Source organism: Rhodococcus sp. 06-418-5 (genome assembly GCF_002258285.1).
GTDB lineage: Bacteria > Actinomycetota > Actinomycetes > Mycobacteriales > Mycobacteriaceae > Rhodococcoides.
In genome coordinates, this window is sequence record NZ_NOYE01000033.1 from 20,536 (window position 1) to 46,014 (window position 25,479).

Genomic DNA, 25,479 nt, shown 5'->3' on the forward strand with positions numbered 1-25,479 from the left:
CCGATACGAGCAGGCAGGGGACCGCAACGGTGTTGACGCTCCACCGCGCCGAACGCGCCGGAACACTCGCGGCTGCACTCGCCGAGATCCTGTCCGTTCCGTTGGACGATCCGTTCGTACCCGAGATCGTGTCGGTCCCGGCCAAGGGCGTCGAGCGTTGGCTCACCCAGCGACTGTCGAGCACCCTGGGCGGTTCGCACGGCGACGGCATCGCCGCGAACATCGACTTCCCGAGCCCGACGCGATTGGTATCGCGCGCCATCGCGGCGGTCGACGACATCGACCCCGACGAAGATCCGTGGGCCCCTGGCCGGGTTCTCTGGACGGCGCTGGAGGTGATCGACGAGTGCCGAACCGAACCCTGGGCGGCCGTTCTGTTCAAGCACCTCGGTGCCGGTTCCGAGGATCACCGGGTGGGACGCCGCTGGTCGACGGCTTCGCATGTGGCAGAACTGTTTCGCACTTACGGATCACAACGTCCTCAGATGCTGCGCGACTGGTTCGACGGGCGTTTCACCGACGGCCACGGCGGCGATCTCGACGAGGACCTGCTGTGGCAACCGCGGGTGTGGGCCGCGATGCGCGAGCGGATCGGCAGCCCGAGCCCGGCCGAACGACTGCCGCAGACCTGCGCGCGACTCAGGGATGCACCGGAGTCGGTGGACCTACCGAGCCGGTTGTCGGTGTTCGGTCCGACCCGGCTAACCACCGATCAGCTCGAGATACTGAGTGCACTGTCGCAGGCTCGGGATGTGCACGTCTGGGTTCCGCATCCCAGCCCGTCGATGTGGCGCACCCTCGCCGAGATTCCGGCGGTGACGCGCCGACGAGACGATACGACGGCTCTGGCCGTCGAGCACCCACTGCTGGCCGGCCTCTCGCGAGACGTGCGAGAACTCCAGGCCACCATCGCGTCGGTGGCGACGAACACCGTGCATCACCAGGGCCCGGAAGCGGCGAACACCCTGCTCGGTCGAATTCAAGCCGACATCACCGCCGATTCGCCTCCGTCTCCCGAATTCGACGACGGCACAACGTTCGTCGACGGATCGGTGCAGATTCACGCCTGTCACGGACCTGCTCGACAGGTCGAAGTGCTGCGCGAGTCGTTGTTGCATCTGTTCGCCGGCGACCCGACGCTCGAACCACGGGACGTGCTGGTCATGTGTCCGGATGTCGAGACCTATGCGCCGCTGATCCGCGCGAACTTCGGGCAGGCGGCGCTGGTGCATCCTGGACACCGGTTGCGGGTGCGCCTGGCCGATCGAGGCCTGCGCCGCACCAACCCCGTCCTCGATGTCATCGCCACGGTGCTGGATTTCTCGGAGGGGCGGGTGACGGCGAGCGAGCTGTTGGACTTCGCTGCGAGCGGCCCGGTGCGGGAGAAGTTCTCGTTCACCGACGACGATCTCGAGCGCCTGCGCGAGTGGGTGGCGAGCTCCGGTGCTCGCTGGGGACTGACGGTTCGGCAACGAGAAGCATACGGCTTGAACGGTTTTCGCCAGAACACATTCAAATCTGCGCTCGACCGCATCCTGCTGGGAGTGGCCGCGGACGAGACTCGTAACGAATACCTCGACCTCGCGCTGCCCCTCGACGACGTCGACAGCAACGACATCACCCTCGGCGGCCGCTTCGCCGAGCTCGTCGATCGGCTTGCCTCGGTGCTCCGCGCACTTGCCGGTCCGGCATCGGTGACCGAATGGACCCGGCAGCTGGGACGCGCCCTCGATCTCCTCGCAGACGTGCCCACCGCCGACGAATGGCAACTGGCACAGGCACATCGAGAGATCTCCGACGCCACCGAACACGGCGGCACCGCCGAGCTACGGCTCGCGGACGTGCGCGCTATGTTGGCCGGCAGACTGGCCGGTCGACCCACCCGTGCGAACTTTCGCACCGGCGAGCTGACCGTGTGCACCATGGTGCCGATGCGCTCGGTGCCGCACCGAGTGGTGGTGTTGCTCGGGCTCGACGACGAGGTGTTCCCCCGAGTGGGCAGTATCGACGGAGACGACATCCTCGCCCGTGATCCGGCCGTCGGCGAACGAGATATCCGCAGTGAGGACCGACAACTCCTCCTCGACGCGGTGATGTCCGCCGAGGAGAAGCTGCTCTTGTTCTACACCGGAGCAGACCCCGTCGACGGGTCGATCAAGCCGCCCGCGATCCCGCTGCGAGAGTTGATGGACGCGCTCGAGGTGACGGCGGGCGCAAGCGTCGAACACCGGCATCCGCTGCAGCCGTTCGATCCGCACAACTTCGAAGCCGAACACCCGTTCAGCTTCGACACCGTTGCCCTGGCCGGAGCGGTCTCCCAGCAGCGGACGCCCGATCCGGTGGCACCGTTTCTGCTCCACGCACTACCTCCGACCGATCGCGGGGACGTCGAGCTCGCCGAACTGATCGCCTTCGTCGAGAACCCGGTGCAGGCCTTTCTGCGGCAACGGCTCGGATTTCGAGTTCCGGAGCTCGAGGACGACCTGGCGGACAGTCTGGACATCGAGCTGGATCCGTTGTCCCGGTGGAACATCGGTGATCGGATGCTCGCGGCAGTGCTCGCCGGTGGGGACATCGGGGAATTCGCGGACGCCGAGTGGCGGCGCGGCACCCTTCCTCCGTTCCATCAGGGCCGCAGAGAGATGTCCGACATCCGGCAGATCGTCGGAATCATCGCCGACGCGGCCGCTCCCTTCCACGAGGGTCCGGCCGAGACCGTCGACGTCGCGGTCGATCTCGGTGACGGACGCCGCCTGACCGGCACCGTCACCGGAATTCACGGCCGTACGCTGGCGCGATCGTCCTACTCGCGCCTGGCCGCCAAACATCGACTGGCCGCGTGGGTGCGGTTGCTGGCGGTGGCCGCATCCCAGCCAGGGGAGTGGAGCGCCGTCACCATCGGCCGAGCGAGCGGGATGCGCCCGCCTCGTCGCTCTCGGTTGAGCGCCCCGCGGGACCCCGCAGCCGTGCTGCGTGACCTGGTGGACCTGCGTGATCGCGGAATGACCTCGCCGCTGCCGATATCGACCGGTACCGCGTCGGCCTACGCGGAGAAGCGCTTCGGTGGCGGAACCATCGAGGACGGCTACGAATCGGCCGCGTGGGCGTGGCGGGGCGACTTCGGCGACGGGACCGACCGGTCGCTGCGCTACGTCCATGGGTCGACACTGTCGTTCCAGACGTTGCTCGCCGCGACCCCGCATGCCGACGAGACCGAGCCGTCGAACGAAAAGAGCCGCTTCGGAATTCTCGCGCGAAAGCTGTGGGACCCGTTGCTGACCGCCGAGAACATGGGGAACGCATGACTGCCGCCCGCGGATTCGACCTGCTCGGTCCGATGCCGACCGGAACTACCGTCCTCGAAGCCAGCGCCGGGACCGGCAAGACGTACGCGATCGTGGGATTGGCCGCGCGCTACATCGCCGAAGGGATCGCCGAGATCTCGGACCTGCTCCTGGTGACGTTCAGTCGGGCCGCGACCCAGGAACTCCGAGACCGCACCCGCAGCAGGTTCGCCTCGATCGCCCGGGACCTGGCAGAGCCGGACACCGCTCGCGCATCTCGGGATCCACTCGTGGCGTTTCTGGCAACCGTCGACGACGCCGAAGTGGACCGGCGGCGTCGTCGGTTGCGACGGGCACTGTCGGACTTCGACGCCGGAACCATCGTCACCACTCACAGTTTCTGCCAGCGCATGCTCGACGGGCTCGGCATCGCGGGCGAACGCGAACCGGAATCGGCCTTCGTCGAATCGGTTTCGGACCTGCTCGAACAGGTCGTGGACGACCTGTATCTGCAGATGTTCAGCGGTGACGACGAGGCGCCGGCATTCGGTAGGCGGGACGCTCAGCAGTTGGCGTTGGCGGCCGTGGGTGACCCGCAGTCGATTCTGTACCCCGACATCGAGGACCTGGACGACAGCAACCGCGAGCCTGGACTGCGTGTGCGGTTCGCCAGGGAAGCGCGCCGGGAAATCGAACGTCGCAAACGCCTGCTCGGGGTGCGTGACTACAACGATCTGCTGGGACTTCTGCATTCGGTGTTGTCCGACCCCGTCCACGGCGAGGCCGCTTGCGCCCGAGTGAGAGACCGATTCCGCGTCGTGCTCATCGACGAATTCCAGGACACCGACCCCATGCAATGGGACATTCTGCGGCGGGCGTTTCACGGATTCACCACGCTCATCCTCGTCGGCGATCCGAAGCAGGCCATCTACGCGTTCCGTGGAGCCGAGGTACTGAGTTACCTCGACGCGGTGCAGACCGCGGACCACCTCTACGAGCTCACTGCCAACTGGCGTAGTGATTCGGGGCTGCTCGACGCCCTGCATCATCTGTACGGGGGCGCAGCCCTCGGTCACGACGACATCGTGGTGCACCGAGTCGAGGCTCGAAACCCTCTCTCGCGCATGGTCGGACATCCTCCCCTGCGGTTGCGATATCTTCCCCGAACCGGCGCTGGTCCACTGCGACAGGGTTTTCCCACGGTCGACCGCCTCCGATCCCGGGTTGCGGCGGACGTTGCGGCGGACATCGTCGAGCTGCTGTCCGGACATGCCGTGATCGAGCGTCCCGACGGCCCTCGGGTGATCGAACCGCGGGACATTGCCGTGTTGACCCGAACGACCAAGCAGGTGGCGTTGATTCGGGACGCACTCGACGCGGTCGGGGTGCCGTCCGTCGTATCGAGCAGCACCAGCGTGTTCGGCACCGAGAGTGCACGACACTGGCTGTGGTTGCTGCAGGCGATCGAGCAACCTCATCGCACCGATCGCGTACGTCTGGCCGCCTTGACTCCGCTGCTCGGGTGGACCGCCGCGCGACTCGACTCCGGAGCCGAGGACGCGCTGTCCCAGGTCAGCAGTCGTCTGCGCGAGTATTCGGTGCTGTTCGACGAGGCCGGGTTCGCAGCACTCTTCGAGCGCGTGTCGGCCCAGTCCGGACTCGATGCGAGGCTGCTCGCGGTCGAATCCGGTGAGCGCACGATGACCGATCTGCGACACATCGCCCAATTGCTCAATCGCGCAGCGGTATCCGAGTCCTACGGAATCACCGCCCTCACTCGCTGGCTGACCGACCGCATCAAGGAACCGGCAGCGGGCGGGTCGACCGACCGGAGCCGTCGACTGGACAGTGATTCCGCAGCAGTGCAGATCATGACGACACACGGAAGCAAAGGGCTCGAATTCCCTGTCGTCTACCTGCCCTACGCCTGGGACACGTTGTTCTTCAGCAAGCCGTCGACGCTGTTGCTGCACGAGAACGGCAAGCGAATCCGAGACGTCGGCGGACCGTCCGGGGCGGGGTACGCGGCCAGGAAGATCCTCAACGATCAGGAGGAGGCAGGCGAGGAACTGCGATTGCTCTACGTCGGTCTCACCCGCGCCGAGTGCCGGATCGTGCTGTGGTGGGCACCGGGCCGAAACACCGCGACCTCCTCGCTGCACCGCATGCTGTTCGGACGCATCCCCGGAATCGCTCTGCCCGAGCCGTCGTACAAGGTTCTCGACGACGCGACGACCGCGAACCGGCTCCAATCCTGGGTCGGGTCGGCAGCCGGGCTCATCTCGGTCGAACCGGTGGGGCCCGGTGAGCCGTCCACTGCACATTGGATTCGTCCCGAGCAACCGCACCTCGACGTTGCCGCCGCACGCTTCGATCGAACCCTCGACCTACTGTGGCGTCGGACGTCGTACTCCGCGTTGACAGCTCATGCTCACGACGCCGCGCCCGGCCGGCTCGAAGTAGGAGTGACCAGCGAGGCCGAGCATCCCGAGAAGACGGACGAGCCCGCCGAGACGTCGGTCGGCGGCGACTATCCAGGAAGCGAGTACATCGACGAACAGCTGGACGGAATCGCGTCACCGATGAACGGCATGCCTGCCGGTGCGGCGTTCGGAACGCTCGTCCACGAGGCTCTCGAACACGTCGACACGTCCGCACCGGACCTGCTCGCGGAACTCGAAGGTCGCTGCGCTGCGGCGGTCGCGTCGCGAATGGCGGAGGTCGATCCGATGGCGTTGGCCCAGGCTCTGTTACCGGTGATGCAGACACCGTTGGGTTTCGGGACGCTGGCCGACGTAGCGCCGTGCGACCATCTGGCCGAGCTCGACTTCGAGCTGCCCTTGGCCGGCGGAGACGATCCGGTGGCGGACACGGTCACGCTGAAGTCCGTGGCGCGGCTGTTGCGTCGCCATCTCGAACCGACGGACGTGCTCGCGTCCTACGCAGATCTGCTCGACGATCTCGAGGCAACACCGCTTCGCGGCTTCCTCACCGGGAGCATCGATTCGGTTCTGCGCGTGGCCGGACCTCGATACGTCGTGGTGGACTACAAGACGAATCGAATCGCGAGAGGCGATCTGACCACCGGCAACTTCACCCGCGAGAAGATGGCCCAGGAAATGATCCGCTCGCATTATCCGCTGCAGGCAATCCTGTATGCCGTTGCGCTGCATCGATATCTACGATGGCGTCAATCGAACTACGACCCGCAACTACATCTCGGCGGCATCCGGTACCTGTTCGTGCGGGGCATGGTCGGACCGCAGACTCCCGCAGGATGCGGAGTGTTCGATTGGGATCCGCCCGCAGCTCTGGTGGTCGAGCTGTCGGATCTGCTCGCGGGCAGGGCGAGCCGATGACCGGTGTCTCGATTGCGCTGCGAGGCAGTGGAATTCTACGTACGTTCAACGACGTGGGTGTGCTGTCGGCATCCGACGTACACGTTGCGTTGCGCCTCGGTGCCCTGGCCGGGGAATCGTCGGAGCACGTGCTGCTCGCCACCGCTCTGACGGTGCGCTCGGTGCGATCCGGCTCGGTGTGCCTGGATCTGCGACGACTGCAAGACGTCACCGTCGACGAGGATTCGGACGTCGATCCGAGCGCACTCCCGTGGCCCGAGCTCGACGACGTGCTCCAAGCGCTGAGGGTGAGTCCACTGGTGGTCGGCAGCTCGAATGGGCCGTTGAGGCCGCTGAAACTGGTCGACACCGATCAGGGTGAGCTGCTGTATCTGGACCGATACCATCTGCAGGAGAGCACCGTTCGGGATCTCCTCGACGTGCGTTCGCAATCCCACCCGCCCGCCGATGCCGTCGAGATCGGCGGGGCCTTGGCCGCGCTGTTCGTGGATGGATCGGGTGCACCCACGGCCGCCCCCGATCGGCAGCGGATAGCGGCGGCTCTGGCAGCGACACAATGGACCACGGTCATCGCCGGCGGACCCGGAACCGGAAAGACCCACACCGTAGCGAGAATTCTGGCGCTCCTCGTACGCGAACACGGCAGCGATCTGCGCATCGGACTGGCCGCACCCACCGGTAAGGCCGCAGCCCGACTGCAGGAATCCGTGTCCGAACAAGCCGGGCTCCTCGGACTTCCTGCGGACCTGAAAGCAATGACGCTCCACCGACTTCTGGGATGGAAGCCCGGAAGCAAGACGCGGTTTCGGCACGATGCGGAGAATCGGCTGCCCTACGACGTCGTCGTCGTCGACGAAACCTCGATGGTGTCTCTGACGATGATGTGTCGGCTGCTCGAAGCCGTACGTCCCGAGTCTCGGTTGATTCTCGTCGGCGACCCGGACCAGCTGACGTCGGTCGATGCAGGCGCGGTGCTGGCCGATCTGGTGGCCAGACCCGTCACCGGCACGGAGAACCCGGTTCTGGCTCAGCTCGTCGACGCGGACTTCGCCGCCGCCGAGGATCCCGAAGAAGCGGCGCTGAGCGCGTTCGAGCGAGACCGATTGCGCGGCGGCGTCGTTCGGCTCAGTCGTGGCCGACGCTTCGGCGGAGCCATCGCTCGCTTGGCCGTGGCCGTCAGGGACGGCCGGGCCGACGATGTGATGGCGTTGCTCGAATCCGGCGCGGAGGAGATTTCGTTTCAGAGCCCCGACGACGTCGACGCTCTACGTTCGGACGTGATCGACACCGCAGCCGAGGTCACCGCCGCCGCCGTACGCGGGGATGCCACCGAAGCACTGCTCGGGCTCGAGAAACATCGCCTCCTGTGTGCGCACCGCGAGGGGCGATGGGGAGTCTCGCGGTGGGATCGGCAAGCGATGGAGTGGGTAGGAGAAGGCACCGGAACATTTCTCGACCCTTCGCTGTGGTATCCCGGTCAGCCGTTGTTGGTCACGGCCAACGACCACGAGGCGAGGATCTACAACGGAGACACCGGCGTTGTGGTGTTGGGAGACAACGGGACTCCGATGGCGGCGTTTGCTCGAGGTCGTGGCCACGTGTTGATTCACCCGAATGTGCTCTCCTCGGTACACACCGTGTACGCAATGACGATCCACCGCAGCCAAGGCAGTCAGTACGACACGGTCTCGGTTCTGCTGCCGGCCGAGGCATCGACGCTGTTGACGCGAGAACTGCTGTACACCGCCATCACCCGCGCACGATCGCACGTTCGAGTGATCGGTACCGAGGAGGCCATCCGCGCGGGCGTCGAACGTCAGGTGCTGCGGGCGAGCGGGCTGCGCCGAAAGATCCTGTAGCTCGTTCGATCGTGTTCGTCACCGGCACGCATGCCGGTCTGCCCTCGTCACGACGTCCATGCTGTGTGCGACCAGAAGCCATGTGCGGGCCAGGTTCTTCCATACCCCGATCGAGTTGTTGCCAGTCGCGTCGGCGGAGGGGCGAGCCCGGACGGCGGCCGATCGATGCAGCGACAGTGCTTGCGCTTTCAACGCGTCGATATCGCCGTCGGCGCACACCGATCGAACAGTGTGCGCATCGACGCGTCGACCGACCAACTGGCACAACGCTTGCAGTGACCTCAGCTCGGCAGGCACGTCCTCGGATGTCTCCGACGGGCTTTCGGTCGTTGCGACGGTTGTGCTACCGACGAACCCGCGCTGCAGGTCGACCGGTCCCGACGACGCAGCGTCGGCCGCGACGCTCCACACGCTCAGGAACGACGGATGTGGGACGTTCCAGAGCTCCCGGAATGCGCAAGTGATCATCTCCGCGACGAGCGCTGCATCTGCTCGGGTGTCGGTGCGCGTGAGATCGATGATCGACCCGTCTGCGACCGGCTTGCCTCGATCCAGCCAACCGAAGTCGAGGAGCTGCACATCCATGGCCGTTGCGTCCGGGGCATCCGGGTACAGCAGTGACGGCAGCGCTGCCACCGACACCAGCACGCCGCCGTCCGTCGCTGCCACGTCGATGTACGGCCGCAATCCGCGCTCACCGGGGCTCGCCTGGGCAGCGGAAACCGTGATGTAGTCACGTCTCGGCAGGGTCCGAAGACGGGCGTGCAGGTTTTCGGTGAACGTGGCCCACGCAAGCGCGGTGGCGGAGTCGAAATGGCCGTTCTGCAATGCGGTCACGATGCGAACCCTCTTCTCGGACGAGAACTGATGCCTGTATCCGAGACCGTAGCGAGAGGGTCCGACAAGAACCTGGGTCAGTAAACGTCGCGAAGGTAGCGCTTGGATCGCTTGAGGTCGTTGACGTAGTCCTCGGCGGCGTCGGGGGAGCGGCCACCGTGCTCTGCGACGATCTCGTGCAGTGCCTCGTCGACACTCTTGGCCATCCGAGCCGCATCGCCGCACACGTAGATCAGCGCACCCGCTTCGAGCCACCCGTACAGCTCCTTGCCTGCCGCACGCATGCGGTGCTGAACGTAGATCTTCTGGGGCTGGTCGCGGGAGAAGGCCAGATCGAGTCGAGTCAGCAGACCGTCGCGCTCGAAATCGACCAGTTCGTCCTCGTACAGGAAGTCGCTCGCTCGATGCTGATCGCCGAAGAACAGCCAATTCTCGCCTGTTGCGCCCCGGGCTCGACGCTCGTGCAGAAATGCTCGGAACGGTGCCACTCCGGTTCCCGGCCCGATCATGATGATCGGGGTGTCGTCGGATGGAAGGCGGAACGATTTGTTGGCCGACAGGAACACCCCGGCTTGCTGTTGCTCCCCGACGCGGTCGGCCAGATACGTCGAGCAGACGCCGCCGCGATCACGCTCGGCGGACCGATATCGGACCGTGGACACGGTCAGATGCACGGTGCCCTCGTGCGCGATCGGGGACGAGGAAATCGAGTACACCCGGTGTTGCAGTGGTCGCAGCAGTCCGAGGAACTCGGCTGGATCGAACGCTCCCGACCGATCGAGGTCGAGAACGTCCACGACGTCCCGACCCCACGTCCAGGCGTCGAACGACGCGCGGTCGCCGTTCTGCAGAACGTGATCGAGCTCGGCGTCACCGGCGCGTTCGGCCACGGCCTCGATCAGATCCATGGACGGGATGCCGATCTCGTAGTCCGTGGTCAAGGCATCCGCCAGGGTGATCTCACCGGATTTGGTGTGGACAGCGGTGTCGGCAGGCACTCCGAGACGCTCGATCACGGCCGAGACCAGCGCCGCGTCGTTGACGGGTTTGACGCCGAATCCGTCGCCGGCCTCGTAGGCGATGCCGCTGTCGCCGAGCGCGATCGAGAAGTGTCGAACTTCCTTGGCCGACGTGGGGCCGGAGAGACGTCGGTTGCCCAGAATCTGCGCGCGATAGGGATTCTTCCGATTCCACGGTGAGCGCTTCGATGCGGTCTTGGTGGCGCCGAGATCGCCGGTTCGAGCGTCGATGTCCTGTACCTGCCTTGCGGTAGTCGTCTTGTGAGCCGACTGGGAGGTCGACTCGTTCGAACACTAATCGGGGCCACTCACTCGCGGTGCAGGACCTCGATTCCGTCGACGGAGAAGACGACGTCGTATCCGCTCGCCAGCGCCCGGTCGATCGCCTGACGGTCGCCGGTCTCGTCCGTCGGCCACCCCGCAGGTCGTTGCCGGTTGACGACGATCCAATCCGGGACGGTCGAATCGGTCGTACGCTGCGGAAAGACCGAGACCTCGTGGTCGGCGACGAGTTGAGCCACGAGATTGTTCGACGCCGCAACCCGATCACCGGCGGGAATCCACTCGGAGATCTCTCGTGCGGTCGCGGCCTGCGGATCGATCGTCCATTCTTGCGCGTGCACCACACGTGACATGGGCAGGAACGGCAGCGCGATGACCGCGAAGGCTGCCACGAACGCGACGATCAGCTTCCGGCCACGTTCGGTGAGCTGACCGTGGCGGTGGCTACGCGCCAACGCGTCGAGCAGGGCGACGAACACGATGACCATCAGGATCGCGTTGTAGTGGTAGATCGGTTTCCAAAAGTTGGTGTTGTCGCTGAGAAAGCGCCATGCGACCGTCGGGACCGCGACCAGGAGCAGTGGCGATCTCAGGGCGAAGAAGCCGGTGACCGCGAGAAGCAGAAATGCTGTGGCCGCCCGTGAATCGCCGGCAACCAGACCGTGCGCGGTGTCGGCTATGCCCTCGCCGAGCGGAGGCAGCTTCGAGCCCTGATCGTACGAGTTGTCCGAGCTGAGGGCCGGGATGATCACCTTGACCGCGAGCACTACCCAGGTCAATCCCCACACAGCAGTCAGCGCCCCCGCAAGGCGCGTTCGGCCGGTCGTCCACAGCGCCACCAACGCCCCGATGACGATCACCGTCAGGCCCATGTCCTCTTTGACGAACACCAACGGTAGAGCCCAGGCCAGGGCCGGCAGCCAATGCTGTCGGACCAGCGCGACCATCGACATGGCCAGCAGGGGCATCGCGAACGCCACCTCGTGGAAATCGAAGTTCAGCGCGGCCTGCACGCCCCACGACAGTCCGAACGCCGCGGCCGTCACGATGCCCACGACCGTGCCGAAATTCTGTACCGCCAGTCGGCTGATCGGAATCACTGCGAGCGCGAACAGCACCGCTTGTGCGATCAGCAGTGTCTCGGCGTGCGGGAACAGTCGGTAGAGGGGCCCCAGCAACGCGGTGATGGGCGAGAAGTGATCGCCGAGCGTGTTGTAGCCGGTGCCGAGCAGGTCGGATGTCGGCGCGCGAAACTGCGAGTAGGACGCGATCTGTTGGACGAATATCCCCAGGTCGAATCCGGACGTACGGAGCTGGCGATGGCCGAGGACGGACATCACCGAATACAGGGTCGCCAGCACGGCGAAGGAGACGACCGGCACCAGCGTCTCGGCGGAACGGAACGCCGAGCGCCGGTCTGTGGTGGCTGTTTCGTCGGTCGCTGTGTCGACACTGTCGGCATCGGTGACGACCGTGGATTTCTCGGTAGTGGTCACGAGAAGGCATGTCTACCGGACCGACGTGAGATGTTCCTGAGAACCGCCGGTCAGCGCTTGCGCTTCTTCGCTGGTTTGCGGCGCGGCGGCTGCGAGGTGAGGTGGTAGTAGAGCGCATCCTCGGAGTCCTCGACCACCACATCGATGAAGTCGCCGACTTCGAGGTAATCGTCGACGGCGATCCGGTCGGTCGAGCCGATGACTGCTTTCACCGATCGAGCGGGAACGAGGCCCCTACGGCCGTCCGGTCCGACGGCGAGTGCATAGCGTGGACCGGTACGGGTGACCCTGGCGCTGATGAAGTCCGGGTCCTTCGGTATCGGGTCGGCCGCGAGCACACCCCCGTCCTTCGACGCGGCCGTCAACGAGTCGAGCTGCGCGGCCAGATCGTCGGCCATCGCATCCACCTGATCGAGCAGGTGGGCCATGTGTGCGGCGTAGTCGGTGTGCTTCTTGGTCGGCTTGAGCGCCTCACCGGGCTTGTACATGTCTTCGTGGGTCAGCTCGCCCCAGGCGTCCTGCAAGCGCGTCTTGACCTGAACTTCCACCTTCACATCGAGATCACCCTGATGCGTTGCGACTCGGACGACCAGCACCGCGTGGTACGCGCGATAGCCACTCGGCTTGGGAAAGGCGACGTAATCGGTCGGTGGTTGCGCGAACCGAACAGAGCATTCCGGGTCGTTGCACGCACGCTCGAGAGCAGCGACGAACGTCAGCTGATCGCGCGGGGTCTTGCAGAGCACCTTGACGCCGACGAGATCGGGCAGAGCCTCGGCGACGGCATCGGCGTCGGTCGGCTCGGTGATGCGGCCCTCGGAGAGATAGCGGCGCAGTTTGTCGGCCGATCTGCCCGGGTCCTTGATGCGTGCCGTCTGCGCATTCAGTCGGTCTCGATCGACGTCCTCGAGAATCTCGTCGGCGATGGTCTCGAGGAAATTCTGCGCGGTGACGAGAGCGGCTTCCCACGCTCGACGACGCTGCAGGTACAGCTCTTCGACCAAGTCGTCGATACTCGTTGCCGATGTCACGATGCCGAGGTTAACGCAGAAGTACCGCCGATCCTGTCGGCGGCGCGCATTCGAGCTGTGGCGTGACCGTGTGCGGTTTACGCTCTACCGCATGACCGTGGCTTCGGAACAGAAGGACGACTTCGTCGAGCAGTTCGATCCCTTCCGTCGTGAGTTGCTCGCGCACTGCTATCGCATGACCGGGTCGATCCACGATGCCGAGGACCTGTTGCAGGAGACGTACATTCGCGCCTGGCGGGGGTACGCAAAGTACGAGGGCCGTTCGTCCCTGCGCACATGGCTGTACCGAATCGCAACCAACACCTGTCTCACCGCTCTGGACGGCCGGGCGAAGCGTCCCCTGCCGACGGGCTTGGGTGCACCGAGTTCAGGCCCCACCGACGAACTCGTGCAGAACAACGAGATTCCGTGGTTGGAGCCGATTGCAGATTCCGATCTGGCGGATGCGAGTGATCCCGCATCGATCGTGGTGGCGAAGGAATCCGTGCGGCTCGCCTTCGTCGCCTCCTTGCAACATCTGTCGTCGCGACAACGCGCGGTGCTGCTGATGCGCGAAGTGTTGCAGTGGAAAGCGTCGGAAGTTGCCGAGGTTCTCGCCACGACGACGACCGCGGTCAACAGCCTCCTGCAGCGAGCCAGGGAGCGCCTCGACGAGATCGCGCCCGATTTGGACGACATCGAGCCGATCGAATCGGCAGAACTGCAGCAACTGCTCGCCCAGTACGTGGACTGTTTCGAGGCCTACGACATCGACCGGCTGGTCACGTTGTTCACCACTGACGCGGTGTGGGAGATGCCGCCGTTCGTCGGGTGGTACCAGGGCGGCGAGACGATCGGATCACTCATCCGCAACAACTGCCCGGCAAACGGCGCAGGCGATATGCGGATGGTGTCGACATCTGCCAACGGACAACCGGCGTACGGGTTGTACATGCTGGGTGAGGACGGTGTGCACCGGCCGTTCCAGCTGCACGTGCTCGATGTCGATGCCAGAGGGGTCGGACACGTGGCCTGCTTCTTCGATCTGTCTCTGTTCGATCGATTCGGATTGCCCGACCGCCTCTAGAACAAAGGTCGGTCAGCTCTCCGAGACGGCGGACGGATCCATCCACATCACTTCCCATACATGATTGTCGAGATCTCGGAACGCCCTTCCGTACATGAACCCGTGGTCCTGTGGTTCCATCCACTTCGATCCACCCGCGGCGATCGCCGCGTCGGTGAGCGAATCGACCTCGTGGCGGCTATCGGCCGAGATGCACATCAGCACCTCTCGGGCCGAGCCGGTGTCGCAGATCGAGTCCGAGATGAAGTCCTCGAATCGCGCGGTGGCCAGGAACATCACCGTCGCCTGGTCGCTGACGATCATGGAAGCGGTGTTCTCGTCGCTGAACATGTCGTTGAACTCGAATCCGAGACCCTCGAAGAATGCGCGGGTGGCGACGACGTCGCGAACGGGCATGTTGGCGAACAACAAACGTGACATGGGTACACACCTTTTCCGTGAAGAACCTGCTGCGTCGAACCGTCGAACAACGGTCTTGCTCGTACTGACAGCTGTCGATCCGAAAAGTCATCGGGTGAAGATGTGCCGACACGACGCGACCCCGCCGAGCGGGTGCTCGACGGGGTCGCGGACTGCGAAGCTGAAGGGGGCGTGTCGCTATCGCGTGATCTGCTGGCTATCGCGTGATCTGCGCGAGGCGCGACAGCATGCGCGAGAAGACGTGGCCGTCGTTGCCGAGATCTGCGTAGGGGTCGGATGCCTCGTCCGACTCGGTGGTGCCGGGCGTTGCCGCAGCAAGCGTGCGCGCCAGCCGGGTGCGACGCTCGATGGCGTCGAGGATGGTGGCGTCCAGCGTTGAAACTTCGTCGAAGAGCTGGTCGACGTCAGCTGTCGCGATGTCGGCACTGTCGGTGCCAATTGCGAGCGAATCGATCTGAACAGTCACATCGTCTCCTTTTGTTCGCGTCCTGAGGTGTGAGTCGTTCGGTCGGCCGGAACCGTTACAGCTCCATCCGAGTAAAAACGATGTTTCGTCGCCCAAACCAACATGCCCACTCGACGGGCCTGGGCCAACCTCTTCGGGGTGTGATGCTGCATACAGTCCGGTCGGTTCCGCTACCTGCGGGTTCTTCGGACGGAACGGCTCGAAGGATTCTTCTCGCGATGTTCCGGGTAGCCGCGGAGCGGATACGTCGACTTTCGAGGAGTGAACGATGCGTTACGACTACCTGATCATCGGTGGGGGAATGGTTGCGGACAGCGCAGCTCGCGGAATCCGCGAGCAGGACGCGACGGGCTCCATCGGAATACTCGGCGCGGACCCCGATGCGCCGTACACCCGGCCGGCGCTGTCGAAGAAGCTGTGGACCGACCCGGAATTCGGCCGCGATCAGGTCTCGCTCGACACGGCGTCCGACACCGACGCATCGGTGCACACCGGAACTCGGGTGTTATCGGTCGACCGCTCGAACTCGTCGGTCACCACGGAATCCGGAGACACCCACGAGTACGGAAAGCTGCTCCTGGCAACGGGGGCGACGCCGACGCGCATCGAACTGACCCCCAGCCCGCGCGTGGTGTACTTCCGCACCTTCGCCGACTACCGGGCGCTGCGTGAACTGACGAAGACCGCCGACCACATCGCCGTGGTCGGCGGCGGATACATCGGCACCGAGATCGCAGCTGCGCTGTCTCTCCAGGATGTGAAGGTCACACTGGTCACGTCGGACTCCGTGCTCGGCGGACACATGTTTCCGCAGAGCCTGGCAGCCGGCTTCGACAAGGGTTTCGCCGGCCACGGTGTGACCGTGCGCCGAGGAACGAGGGTCGTTTCCGGAGCCGAGGCGTCGGCGCGCGTGCAACTGCAACTCGACGACGGTTCGACCGTGGAGGCGGACGGAGTCGTGTTCGGACTCGGTGTGCGACCCGACACGGAACTGGCCGAGGCTGCGGGGCTGGCAGTCGACGACGGCGTGATCGTCGACGAGTTTCTTCGCACCGAGGACGAACGCGTCTACGCCGCCGGTGACGTGGCGAACTACCCCGACGCCATTCTCGGACGCCGACGCATAGAGCATGTCGACAATGCGACCGAGATGGGTAAGGCTGCCGGACGCAACATGGCCGGTGCCGCAGATCCCTACACGTACACCCCGTACTTCTACTCCGACGTGTACGACGACGGCTATCAAGCGATCGGCACGGTGTCCACGACGCTGACCGTCGTCGAGGACTGGAAATCGGTGGGGAAGGAAGGCGTCGTCTACTACCTCGACGACGATGCCGTCGTCCGGGGCGTGCTCATGTGGAACGTCTGGGAGGGGCTCGACGTGGCGCGCAGCCTGTTGGCGGAGAAGAAGCCGCAGACCGAACAATCGTTGCGCGGACTTATCTGACCTTCTGGAACACTCGATCGCGAGCGATCCGTCGACGACGCCGGCGATTCGGCGCGACCTAGGAGAGACGATGTCCGAGTTCGATCGCAGTGAGTCGGCCGATCAGCGTGCCCGGTTCGACGACGAGGTCCATCGCCGCTGTGCCGACTGCCGGCTGCCCGGTCGCTCCGACCAGCTGTCCGACGCGGCGGCTGTCGCCATCGCGGCCGGACGAGTGGACGAGGCCACCCGAGCAGTCCTCGTCGGCCGATGGCATGCCGGACGCTCGCTGCCGTCGATCGGAGGATTCGGCGCACTGCGCAATCTGGTGGACGAGCGCGATCGCTGGCTCGGCAAGGACACGACGAACAAGCCCGGATCGGCGCTCGTGTACAAACTCCGTGCTGCAGAGTTGACCAAACGAGTCAATCACCACCGCACCACCGTGGTGATGTCGAATCGCCACTACGCCACCGGGGTACGCGCGGCGCGCAAAGAGCGCAGGGAAGGTGTGCATCTGGACCTGGACCAGCGGGACGCGATCTTCGATGCGTTGACGAAAACGCCTGCACCACAGAAGTTCGGCCCGATCGCCGAGCGTGGCCTCTCGCTGGTGGACGCGGCCACGGATCGGGTGAGCACGCTGGCGCGCAGAACTCCGGTGGCCGACAGGGTCGAGTGGGCGACAGGAGTGGTGGATCAGTTCGTGGATCGAAAGGACGACCGCTTCGTCGATCGTTACGACACCCTGCTGTTCCTTGCCGGCACGGCGTTCGATCGGGTGCGTCGGTCGCCGGCATGGCAGTCGACGTACTTCGAGATCCAACGCAAACAGCTGGACCTGTTCGTCGAACTCACCGAGATCTCGGTCGATGCCACCTCGTTGCATACGGTAGCGACCGAGTTGAATCGGATCGGTGAAACGATGGTCGACGAGGAGACAGCAGCACAGGTCGAATCCCGCCGTGTCGCACTGGAAGTGGTGTGGAAACAGTTGACCGGACGGGTGGCTGCGCTGGTTCGGCTCGCGAACGTGGTCGAGTCCTCGGAGACCGAGGCACGCACCTCCGACGCGATGGCCCGTGCGCACAGCCTGGACGATCGGATCGACGACCTCGTCGGGCGGTCGGGGAGCCGGGAGATGTCTGCCGAGAACACGCACTTCGTCGGTAATCAAGTGCGGACACAGTGGCGCGACTGAATGACACCATCGGCGCAGAGGCGCGATTCACTGCCGTTCGGGCCACTGAATCGCGCCACCGGCTCTAGGCGATGATTGCGAACAGAATCCCCGCGACGGCGAAGCTGACCACGGACAGAATGGTCTCGAGGACCGTCCACGTCTGCAGTGTCTGCTTGACGGTGAGGTTGAAGAACTTCGCGATGATCCAGAATCCGCCGTCGTTGACGTGGCTGGCGATGATCGAGCCCGCCGCGATGGCCATGGCGATGAGCGCCACGGCCGGAGCCGAGTAGTCCTGCGCCGCTACCAGGGGTCCGACGATTCCGCCGGTCGTCACGATGGCCACTGTGGCCGAGCCCTGCGCCACGCGCAGGGCGCAGCTGATGATGTAGGCCAAGACGATGATCGGTAGGCCCGCGGCTGCCATGGTGTCGGCCAACGCCGTGCCGATACCCGTGGCCGAGATGACCTTCCCGAAGAACGCACCAGCTCCGACGACCAGCAACAGCATGCCCACCGGACGAAGTGACTCTCCGGTCAGCTTGCTGAGTTCCTGGACTGTCGATCCGCGTCGAATGCCCAGAACGTAGAACGCGATCAGAACTGCGATGAGCAGCGCGACGGCCGGTGTGCCGAAGAAGGTGAGTACTTCGAGGAGGTTTCCGGGATCGAGCAGAATGCTGCCGAACGTGGCCCCGAGGATCAGGACCAGTGGAACGGCAATGATCGCTCCGATCGTGCCCACCGACGGCGGCGTCGTGACGACCGGGCGCTTAATTGCGACCGTGCCTGCGCCTCCACTCTCGGTGGTGCTTGCGTCGTCGCCGTCGTTGATGAAGTCCTCGGGGACGTCGACGATGACGCGTTTACCGATCCAGTTACCCCAGACCAGGCCGGCGGCGATGAATCCTGGTATCCCGCAAATGAATCCGAACAGGATGAGCCAGCCCAGGTTCACCTCGAGCAACCCGCCGAGGGCGACCGGACCTGGGTGTGGCGGCAGGAAGGCGTGCGTCATGGACAACCCGGCCAGCATCGGCAGCGCATAGAGCACCAACGACTTTCCGCCTTGACGCGCCGCCACGTACACCAGCGGTGCCAGCACGAAGATGCCGATGTCGAAGAAGACGGGGATACCGAAGATCAGCCCCAGCAGTCCCATTGCGATGGGTGCTCCGCGTTCGCCGAAGATCCCGAGTAGTTTGGCGGTCAAAGCCTGTGCACCACCCGACTTTTCGAGAATCGCCCCCAGGACCGTTCCCAGTCCGATGATGACTGCGATGTGCCCGAGGATGCCGCCGAACCCGGTTTCGAGAAGCGACTCGTTGCTCTTGATCGCGGTGCCGACTATCTCGTTGACGGGCAAACCGGCAGCCAGAGCCAATCCGAGGCCGACGATGAGAAGTGCGATGAACGGTTCGAGCTTGACCTTGATGATGACTACGAGCAGTACGGCAATTGCGATGCCGCACAGTACGAGTAGACCAGGAGTCGAGGTCCTGAGCCAGTCGACGACAGAATTCATGACGAGCCTTCCTTGATGTGTGCACTGATAGCCGCCACGAACGCCTGCGCTCGCACGGTGATGTCGTCCCACTGGGCGGCCGCGACCGACGCCGGTGGGACCACATCGGTACCTGCAGTCACTGCGACGGCACCTGATGTCAGGAACTGAGCAGCGTTGCCCGCGTTGACTCCGCCGGACGGAACGAGTTGTGCGTCGGGGAAGGGGCCGAGCAGATCCTTGAAATACGCGGGCCCGACGGTCCGAGCCGGAAATATCTTCACGGCATCGGCTCCGAGATCGAGGGCGGTCATCACCTCGGACGGGGTGAGTGCGCCCATCATCAGCGGGACTCCGGCGTCGGTGACGATCGCGGCAACGTCGGGACGCAGCCCGGGTGTCACGACGAAGTGCGCCCCGGCGTCGATCGCGGACCGGGCTTGGTCGGCGGTCAGGACCGTGCCCGCCCCGACGACTGCACCTGCGTCCGATGCCGCGCGGATCAGCGCGAGGACGCCGGGCGTGGTGAAGGTCAGCTCGAGCGCGCGAATTCCTCCGCGCGCGAGCGCATCTGCCAACGCAGCAGAATCCGAGATGTGCGGGGCGCGCACCACCGACAGTGTGCGATCCTCGAGAATGGTCGTCATGGCGTTCACGATGTTTGCCTTCCGGTGGGGTTCATCCGCAGGGCGTGGCCTGCCAGAGAATGAGTGGGGCGATGCTCGTCGATGGCGAACGCGCCGTTGACCATGACGTGGCTGATGCCTTGGGCCTGTTGTTTCGGGTTCTCGAACGTGGCGGTGTCGCGGACGGTGGCCGGGTCGAACAGGACGAGATCGGCTGCGTACCCTTCGGCGATCGTGCCGCGGGCGCGCAGGCGGAGTCGCTCAGCGGGACGGCCGGTCAGGTGATTGACGCAGTCCTCCAGTGACAGCAACTGCTCGTCTCGCGCGTAGTGACCCAGGTAGCGGGGGAACGTTCCCCAGGCGCGCGGGTGCGGCTTCTCGCCGACCAGGATCGCGTCGCTGCCGCCCATATGGCGTGGATGCGCCATGATCTCGCGCACGTTCTCCTCGTGTCCGACGTGCTGCAGGATGGTGGTGGCCAGCGCGTCTCGTCGAAGAAAGTCGAAGAACACGTCCACCGGGGACCTACCCGCCTCGGACGCGATGTCGGACATCGTGCGTCCGACGTACCGATCGAGGTCGGGGTTCGCCACCCCGCTGAGCTGGATGGTCTCCCACTCGACGGTGACGCCATGGCAGCCGTCGGACCCGTTGACATCGACATCTCGTGCGATGCGTCGACGCATGTCCGGATCGTCGAGTCGTTCCAGCGCGCGGTCCGGGCCACCCGACATCGCCCAACTCGGAAGCAGCGCAGACAAGGTGGTGGCTCCGGGCAGATAGGGATACGTGTCGAGGGTGACGTCGCAGCCGTTCGCGATCGCCGAATCGACGCGGTCCAAGAACTCGCGTGCCCGGCCCCGATTGACGCCGAAGTTCATCGTCGCGTGAGTCAGATGCAGCGCACATCCCGTCTGCTCGGAGAGATCGAGCATCTCCTGATACGCGTCGAGCGCGCCCGCGCCGTAGGACCGAGTGTGCGGCGCATAGAACCCACCGAAGTCGGCGACGACCTCGCACAACGCTCGTAATTCGCTTGTGTCCGCGTACATTCCGGGCGTGTACGTCAAGCCGCTCGACATCCCGACGGCACCTTCCTGCAGCCCCTGTGCCAACAACTGCTGCATGTGGGCGATCTCGGACGGCGACGCGGGTCGCTGATCAGGGCCGACCGCGAGGTATCGCAGTGTTCCCTGGGGAACGAGATAGGCAGCGTTCGGAGTGATGCCCTGGTCGAGGCGAGCGAGGTACTCCGAGACCGAACGCCACGAGAAGTCGAGGTCGACGGGATTGCCGTTCCATCCGGCGATCTGACGCCGCACCACATCGAGCGTCGCGTCGTCGATCGGAGCGTAGGCGATTCCGTCCTGTCCGATGACTTCGGTGGTGACGCCCTGACTGATCTTCGGGAAGTGGTCGGGGTCGGTCAGCAGACGCAGATCGGAATGGGCGTGCATGTCGATGAACCCGGGGGACAGGACGTGCCCCTCGGTGGCGTCGACGATTCTGTCGGCACCGTGAACGGTGCCGGGTTCGGCGACCGAGGCGATGAGACCGTCGCGTACGAGAACGTCACGACGCTGCCGCGGTGACCCGGTGCCGTCGATGACGTCGGCACCTCGAATGAGGATATCGGACAAGGGTTTCGGCTTTCTAGAAGAATGTGTGCACGAGATCGACGACGCGGGGATCATCGCCATCGGCGTCGTCGACGACGGGAACCAGACGCCATTTGTCGAAGGCGGTGCACGGGTGAGACAGGCCCAACCGCACCACCGATCCCACCGGCAGCGCCGCGGCGTCCTCGGCCGGTAGGCGAAGGAACGCGTGTTGATCGTTCAGCGCTGTGACAGCGGCACCGGAATCGAGGGTTTCGGTTCCTCGAACCAGCTGGGGGACCGGCAGACCTTCGTCGAACGGAAAGTCCCGCTTGCCTGCATCGAGCAGCGCGAGACCGGGTTCCGGCCGGGATACCGTCCGAGCCCATCCGTGCATCGCAGACATCAGCGGCGCGTCGGTGCGGGCGGGAGTCAGTGGTGAGATCTGCGAGTAGAAGCCGTCGTCGTGCACCACATAGGCACCCGAGCGCAGCACCACCTCGGTAGGTACACCCTCGCCGGTGGTGAGGGAGTGCAACCGCTCGACAACCAGGTCCTGGTAGGCGCTACCGCCGGCAGTCACGATCGCATGGTCGCCGTACAACCCTTCGGCATCGAGCGCGCGATGAAGGGTGGCGACGTTGTCGAGGTAGGTCCGAACCGCCGCGAGGCCGCTGTCGGTCCGGTCGTGGCTGAGTGCGCCCTCGTAGCCGCCGACCCCGGCCAGGGTCAGCCGCGGCGACGACGCGATCGCACGAGCGACCGCGATCGCCTCGTCGGTCGTCCGCGCTCCGGTGCGACCGTGCGGGCCACCGAGTTCGACGATGATCGGGATGGAGCGTGTTCCCTGCGCCGCCAGGATGCGGTCCATCTCGTGCACCGTCGCGACGCTGTCCGCCCAGCAATAGAACTCGAATGTCGGATGCGAATCCAGTTCGGCCGCAATCCATGTCAGTGCGACAGGATCGATCTCGGCATTGGCGAGAAGGACCCGTTCGACCCCGAACGCACGCGCTGCCTGAACCTGCCATCCCGTTGCGAGGGTGATCGCCCAGCTTCCCGCATCGAGTTGCTGTTTCCACAGTTGAGGGGCCATCGACGTCTTGCCGTGGGGCGCGAGCAGCACTCCCGCGCGCGCCGTCCACTCGGCCATGACCGAGATGTTCGACGCGATGCGTGCGCGGTCGAGAGTGAGTACGGGCGTCGTGAACTCGGAGAGTCGTGGCGACGTGGCGAGAAAGCTCTCGATGGTGTGCCCCCACGACCTGGGTGGCAGCGCCTTGTGCTCGGGTCCGAGCACTCGCCGGCTGAGTGCCTCGACGGCATCGGTGTCGATCACGGTCGTCTCCTGGGTCTCGAAATCGAAAGCGTTGCGTATTGTGCAACGCTAGTTGCGCAATGTGTTTATGATTTGTAGTCTGCAACGAAAGCCAGCGTTCCCGCAAGAGTTCGAGGAGATCGACGTGAAAGCACCACGAGCGGTGTGCGTAGGCGAAGGCCTCGTCGTTCTGGTCGCCGAGCCTGGCCCACTGGAGAATTCGGACACCTTCCATCGCACGGCCGGTGGCGCTGAAGCCAACGTGGCAAGGGTGTTCGGTCAACTGGGCGTCGATGCATCGTGGATCTCGAGAGTGGGCGACGACGGATTCGGCCGGTACCTCGTCGGCCAATTGGACGCGGCAGGTGTCGACACCTCCGGTGTGACGGTCGACGACGCGCGACCCACGGGCATGTATGTGAAGCAACGCGGCTCGGGTTCCGATGATCGACACGACCTCGCGTGCGGAGACAGTGCCATGACGTACTTCCGTGCCGGCTCGGCTGCGAGCGCCCTGTCGCCCGGAGACATCGACGGGCGTGCGGCGACCTTGGTTGATCGTGCCGACTTGATCCACTTCACCGGGATCACCGTGGCGATCTCCGATACCGCGGCCGATCTGACGAGGTCCCTGATGGGTCTACCCACCGTCGTCAGCTTCGATCTGAACTATCGGCCGGCGCTGTGGAAGTCTCGGCCGGACGCAGCTGCAGATGTGCTCGGGGAACATGTTCGGGGAAGCGATGTGGCGTCCATGGGGGCCGACGAAGCTGCGCTGGTGTTCGGCACATCCGATCCCGCCGAGCTGCGCGAGATGTTCCCGCAGCCACGCCATCTGGTGATCAAGAACGACGCGCACACCGTGACGGCGTTCGAGGGAACCTCTCGGGTAGACGTACCGGCGCTGAAGCTCGACGTAGTCGAAAAGATCGGTGCCGGAGACGCGTTCGCGGGCGGGTATCTGACCGGACTGATGTTGGGTAGGAGTTCCGTCGAGCGCGTTCGGTTCGGGCATCTCTGCGCGGCGGGTGCCTTGACCGGGCACGGTGACATCGCCTCGGTGCTGCCCCTGGCGGTGCTGATCGAACTGGCCGAACTGCACGACGCCGACTGGGCGAGGCTGGACTACGCAGTCACCACCGCGCGTCACTCGGGGGTATCGCAGTGAGTCAAAGTCTCGCGCGAGCGATGACACTCCTCGGCTTGCTCGGCGACGGCCCGCGGTCACTCGACGAGTTGGCGTCGGTCCTCGAGGTTCACAAGACGACCGTGCTGCGCCTGCTGCGCACGTTGGAAGCCGACAGATTCGTCCAGCACGACGTGGATCACCGCTATCAGCTCGGATCCAGGCTGTTCGAGCTCGCCAACCGAGCGCTCGAACAGCGCGACGTTCGGAGCATCGCGCGGCCGCATCTGGCCGAACTGAACTCGATCACCGGTCAGACCGTCCATCTCGCCACCTACGAGGCAGGCGTCGTGATCTATATCGACAAGTTCGACGCCCAACAGAGTGTGCGGATGTATTCGCGAATCGGAAAGCCCGCACCACTCCACTGCACAGCTGTGGGGAAGGTTCTGGTCTCGGCCCGTCCCGAGGCAGAACGAGCGCAGATTGCACACGGCATCACATACACACCGTTCACCGAACGAACAATCACGACGGCCGAGCGCTATCTGCGCGAGCTCGACCTCGTGCGCGAGCAGGGGTTCGCCGAGGACCGCGAGGAGCACGAGTCGTTCGTCAACTGCATCGGCTGCGCAGTGCGCGACGGAACCGGCGAGGTCGTGGCAGCGGTGTCGATGTCTGTTCCCGACATGGTGCTCGATCACCAACAAGTCCTCGCAACACTCCCCGAAGTACAGCGCGCCGCGGCCGCGATCTCCGAGGGATTGGGCTGGCGACCGTGAGAAACCCAGGACTGCAAGACACAGGACGAGAGCTCGACGGAAGGAACACAATGAGTGAAAAGATCGAAATCCGCACCACAGACGCGCCCGCACCGGCTCACACCTTTTCTCAAGGAGTCCGGAAGGGACCGTTCGTTCAGGTCTCGGGGCAGGGACCGGTCGACCCGGTCACCAGCGAGTACCTGTACCCAGACGATGTTGCCGCACAGACGACCCGCACTCTCGAGAACGTCAAGGCCATCGTCGAGGCCAGCGGTGCGACATTCGACGACGTCGTCATGCTGAGGGTCTATCTGACCAAGCGCGAAGACTTCTCCACCATGAACGACGCCTACGGACAGTTCGTGTCGGCGCATACCTCGGGCGACGTCCTACCGAGCCGCACGACAGTGTTCACGGGCCTGCCACGAGAAGAGATGTTGGTCGAAATCGACGCCGTCGCGATCGTCTGACCGAGTCCGGCGGCAGATGTTCACACGAAAATTACATCTGACCAGGCGATTTGCGTAAGCGTTGGTCTTCGCGTAACTTTTGTCGAGTCAGAGCGACACGGACACCGACCCGGTCTTCACGGACTGGGATAACGAGGTTGTACGGAGTGTGCACTGAACAACCCAGGCAAGGCGAGATGGTATCAGCCATGCCTGGGGTTCGAGCGTGTAAGCCCCGAAGTTACCGTGCAAACGGCAGCGACGGTGTGTGCGTGTTCTTTGAGAACTCAACAGTGTGTCGATGAATGTCAGTGCCGAATTTATTTTGGTGAAAGCATTCGATGTATCAGCCATCCGCTTGTG

Annotated in this window: 18 protein-coding genes and 1 pseudogene; 9 read left to right on the forward strand and 10 right to left on the reverse strand. The window is 64.8% G+C overall.

The features are described 5' to 3' along the window. Positions 1-29: 29 nt before the first annotated feature. From recC to recD, 3 genes are read left to right on the forward strand one after another with little or no spacing between them, the layout of a single operon-like run. Complete coding sequence (recC, locus tag CH274_RS24455) at positions 30-3,305, forward strand: exodeoxyribonuclease V subunit gamma (protein ID WP_094659225.1); 3,276 nt, start codon at positions 30-32, stop codon at positions 3,303-3,305. Continuing rightward, positions 3,302-6,643 (forward strand): UvrD-helicase domain-containing protein, encoded by a 3,342-nt coding sequence (locus CH274_RS24460; RefSeq protein WP_094659226.1) that lies wholly within the window; start codon positions 3,302-3,304, stop codon positions 6,641-6,643. The genes recC and CH274_RS24460 overlap by 4 nt, the downstream gene beginning before the upstream one ends. Further along, complete coding sequence (gene recD / locus CH274_RS24465; protein ID WP_094659227.1) at positions 6,640-8,502, forward strand: exodeoxyribonuclease V subunit alpha; 1,863 nt, start codon at positions 6,640-6,642, stop codon at positions 8,500-8,502. Before CH274_RS24460 ends, recD begins: the two co-directional genes overlap by 4 nt. 18 nt (positions 8,503-8,520) lie before the next feature. Here the strand turns inward: recD and CH274_RS24470 are convergent, their stop codons facing one another. The 4 genes and pseudogenes from CH274_RS24470 to CH274_RS24485 form a co-directional block, all read right to left on the reverse strand. After that, the gene (locus CH274_RS24470; protein WP_094659228.1) at positions 8,521-9,339 is read right to left on the reverse strand and encodes a TY-Chap domain-containing protein; all 819 of its coding nucleotides are present in this window, start codon (positions 9,337-9,339) and stop codon (positions 8,521-8,523) included. Between the two features lie 77 nt (positions 9,340-9,416). Beyond that, a pseudogene (locus CH274_RS24475) lies at positions 9,417-10,610 on the reverse strand (sulfite reductase subunit alpha); the annotation flags it as partial. Between the two features lie 56 nt (positions 10,611-10,666). Next, entirely contained in the window at positions 10,667-12,136 is a 1,470-nt protein-coding gene (locus CH274_RS24480) for a DUF2079 domain-containing protein (protein WP_094659230.1), read from the reverse strand. A 50-nt stretch (positions 12,137-12,186) separates the two neighbouring features. Further along, entirely contained in the window at positions 12,187-13,167 is a 981-nt protein-coding gene (locus CH274_RS24485; protein WP_032395080.1) for a GTP pyrophosphokinase, read from the reverse strand. 91 nt (positions 13,168-13,258) lie between these two features. On the opposite strand from CH274_RS24485, the gene CH274_RS24490 reads away from it, so the two are divergent. After that, positions 13,259-14,233, forward strand: a complete 975-nt coding sequence (locus CH274_RS24490; RefSeq protein WP_094659237.1) for a sigma-70 family RNA polymerase sigma factor — start codon at positions 13,259-13,261, stop codon at positions 14,231-14,233. A gap of 12 nt (positions 14,234-14,245) precedes the next feature. On the opposite strand, the gene CH274_RS24495 is transcribed toward CH274_RS24490, so the two are convergent. Together CH274_RS24495 and CH274_RS24500 are read right to left on the reverse strand one after the other, a co-directional pair. Beyond that, the gene (locus CH274_RS24495; RefSeq protein ID WP_045194355.1) at positions 14,246-14,653 is read right to left on the reverse strand and encodes a VOC family protein; all 408 of its coding nucleotides are present in this window, start codon (positions 14,651-14,653) and stop codon (positions 14,246-14,248) included. Positions 14,654-14,849: 196 nt separating this feature from the next. Continuing rightward, a complete protein-coding gene (locus tag CH274_RS24500) occupies positions 14,850-15,119 on the reverse strand; it encodes a hypothetical protein (RefSeq protein WP_045194358.1) in 270 nt (89 codons plus the stop codon). 268 nt (positions 15,120-15,387) lie between these two features. On the opposite strand from CH274_RS24500, the gene CH274_RS24505 reads away from it, so the two are divergent. Together CH274_RS24505 and CH274_RS24510 are read left to right on the forward strand one after the other, a co-directional pair. Continuing rightward, on the forward strand, positions 15,388-16,569 hold the full coding sequence (locus CH274_RS24505) for an NAD(P)/FAD-dependent oxidoreductase (RefSeq protein ID WP_094659231.1): 1,182 nt from the start codon (positions 15,388-15,390) through the stop codon (positions 16,567-16,569). Positions 16,570-16,639: 70 nt separating this feature from the next. Beyond that, positions 16,640-17,749: a hypothetical protein gene (locus CH274_RS24510; RefSeq protein WP_094659232.1), complete on the forward strand. Its 1,110-nt coding sequence runs from the start codon at positions 16,640-16,642 to the stop codon at positions 17,747-17,749. Between the two features lie 64 nt (positions 17,750-17,813). Here the strand turns inward: CH274_RS24510 and CH274_RS24515 are convergent, their stop codons facing one another. Genes CH274_RS24515 through CH274_RS24530 form a run of 4 tightly spaced genes read right to left on the reverse strand, consistent with a single transcriptional unit; the run spans position 17,814 to position 22,798 of the window. Further along, positions 17,814-19,256 carry a GntP family permease gene (locus tag CH274_RS24515; protein WP_094630690.1) on the reverse strand — a complete coding sequence of 481 codons (1,443 nt, stop codon included), beginning with the start codon at positions 19,254-19,256 and terminating at the stop codon, positions 17,814-17,816. Then, a complete protein-coding gene (locus CH274_RS24520; RefSeq protein WP_094630839.1) occupies positions 19,253-19,882 on the reverse strand; it encodes a bifunctional 4-hydroxy-2-oxoglutarate aldolase/2-dehydro-3-deoxy-phosphogluconate aldolase in 630 nt (209 codons plus the stop codon). Before CH274_RS24520 ends, CH274_RS24515 begins: the two co-directional genes overlap by 4 nt. A gap of 5 nt (positions 19,883-19,887) precedes the next feature. Beyond that, complete coding sequence (locus tag CH274_RS24525; protein WP_256988257.1) at positions 19,888-21,501, reverse strand: N-acyl-D-amino-acid deacylase family protein; 1,614 nt, start codon at positions 21,499-21,501, stop codon at positions 19,888-19,890. 13 nt (positions 21,502-21,514) lie between these two features. Beyond that, positions 21,515-22,798 carry an alanine racemase gene (locus CH274_RS24530; protein ID WP_094659233.1) on the reverse strand — a complete coding sequence of 428 codons (1,284 nt, stop codon included), beginning with the start codon at positions 22,796-22,798 and terminating at the stop codon, positions 21,515-21,517. Positions 22,799-22,922: 124 nt separating this feature from the next. Here CH274_RS24530 and CH274_RS24535 point away from each other — a divergent pair, with 124 nt between their 5' ends. Genes CH274_RS24535 through CH274_RS24545 form a run of 3 tightly spaced genes read left to right on the forward strand, consistent with a single transcriptional unit; the run spans position 22,923 to position 25,137 of the window. After that, positions 22,923-23,945, forward strand: a complete 1,023-nt coding sequence (locus tag CH274_RS24535) for a sugar kinase (protein WP_256993686.1) — start codon at positions 22,923-22,925, stop codon at positions 23,943-23,945. Then, positions 23,942-24,685, forward strand: a complete 744-nt coding sequence (locus tag CH274_RS24540; protein ID WP_094659234.1) for an IclR family transcriptional regulator — start codon at positions 23,942-23,944, stop codon at positions 24,683-24,685. The genes CH274_RS24535 and CH274_RS24540 overlap by 4 nt, the downstream gene beginning before the upstream one ends. Before the next feature lie 50 nt (positions 24,686-24,735). Further along, complete coding sequence (locus CH274_RS24545) at positions 24,736-25,137, forward strand: RidA family protein (protein ID WP_094659235.1); 402 nt, start codon at positions 24,736-24,738, stop codon at positions 25,135-25,137. The last annotated feature ends 342 nt before the right edge of the window (positions 25,138-25,479 follow it).

Coding starts and splice junctions, on each gene's coding strand:
- CH274_RS24495 (WP_045194355.1), bottom strand. CDS start 14,653: ATGTCACGTTTGTTGTTCGCCAACATGCCCGTTCGCGACGTCGTCGCC.
- CH274_RS24545 (WP_094659235.1), top strand. CDS start 24,736: ATGAGTGAAAAGATCGAAATCCGCACCACAGACGCGCCCGCACCGGCT.
- CH274_RS24505 (WP_094659231.1), top strand. CDS start 15,388: ATGCGTTACGACTACCTGATCATCGGTGGGGGAATGGTTGCGGACAGC.
- recD (WP_094659227.1), top strand. CDS start 6,640: ATGACCGGTGTCTCGATTGCGCTGCGAGGCAGTGGAATTCTACGTACG.
- CH274_RS24515 (WP_094630690.1), bottom strand. CDS start 19,256: ATGAATTCTGTCGTCGACTGGCTCAGGACCTCGACTCCTGGTCTACTC.
- CH274_RS24490 (WP_094659237.1), top strand. CDS start 13,259: ATGACCGTGGCTTCGGAACAGAAGGACGACTTCGTCGAGCAGTTCGAT.
- CH274_RS24460 (WP_094659226.1), top strand. CDS start 3,302: ATGACTGCCGCCCGCGGATTCGACCTGCTCGGTCCGATGCCGACCGGA.
- CH274_RS24510 (WP_094659232.1), top strand. CDS start 16,640: ATGTCCGAGTTCGATCGCAGTGAGTCGGCCGATCAGCGTGCCCGGTTC.
- CH274_RS24520 (WP_094630839.1), bottom strand. CDS start 19,882: ATGACGACCATTCTCGAGGATCGCACACTGTCGGTGGTGCGCGCCCCG.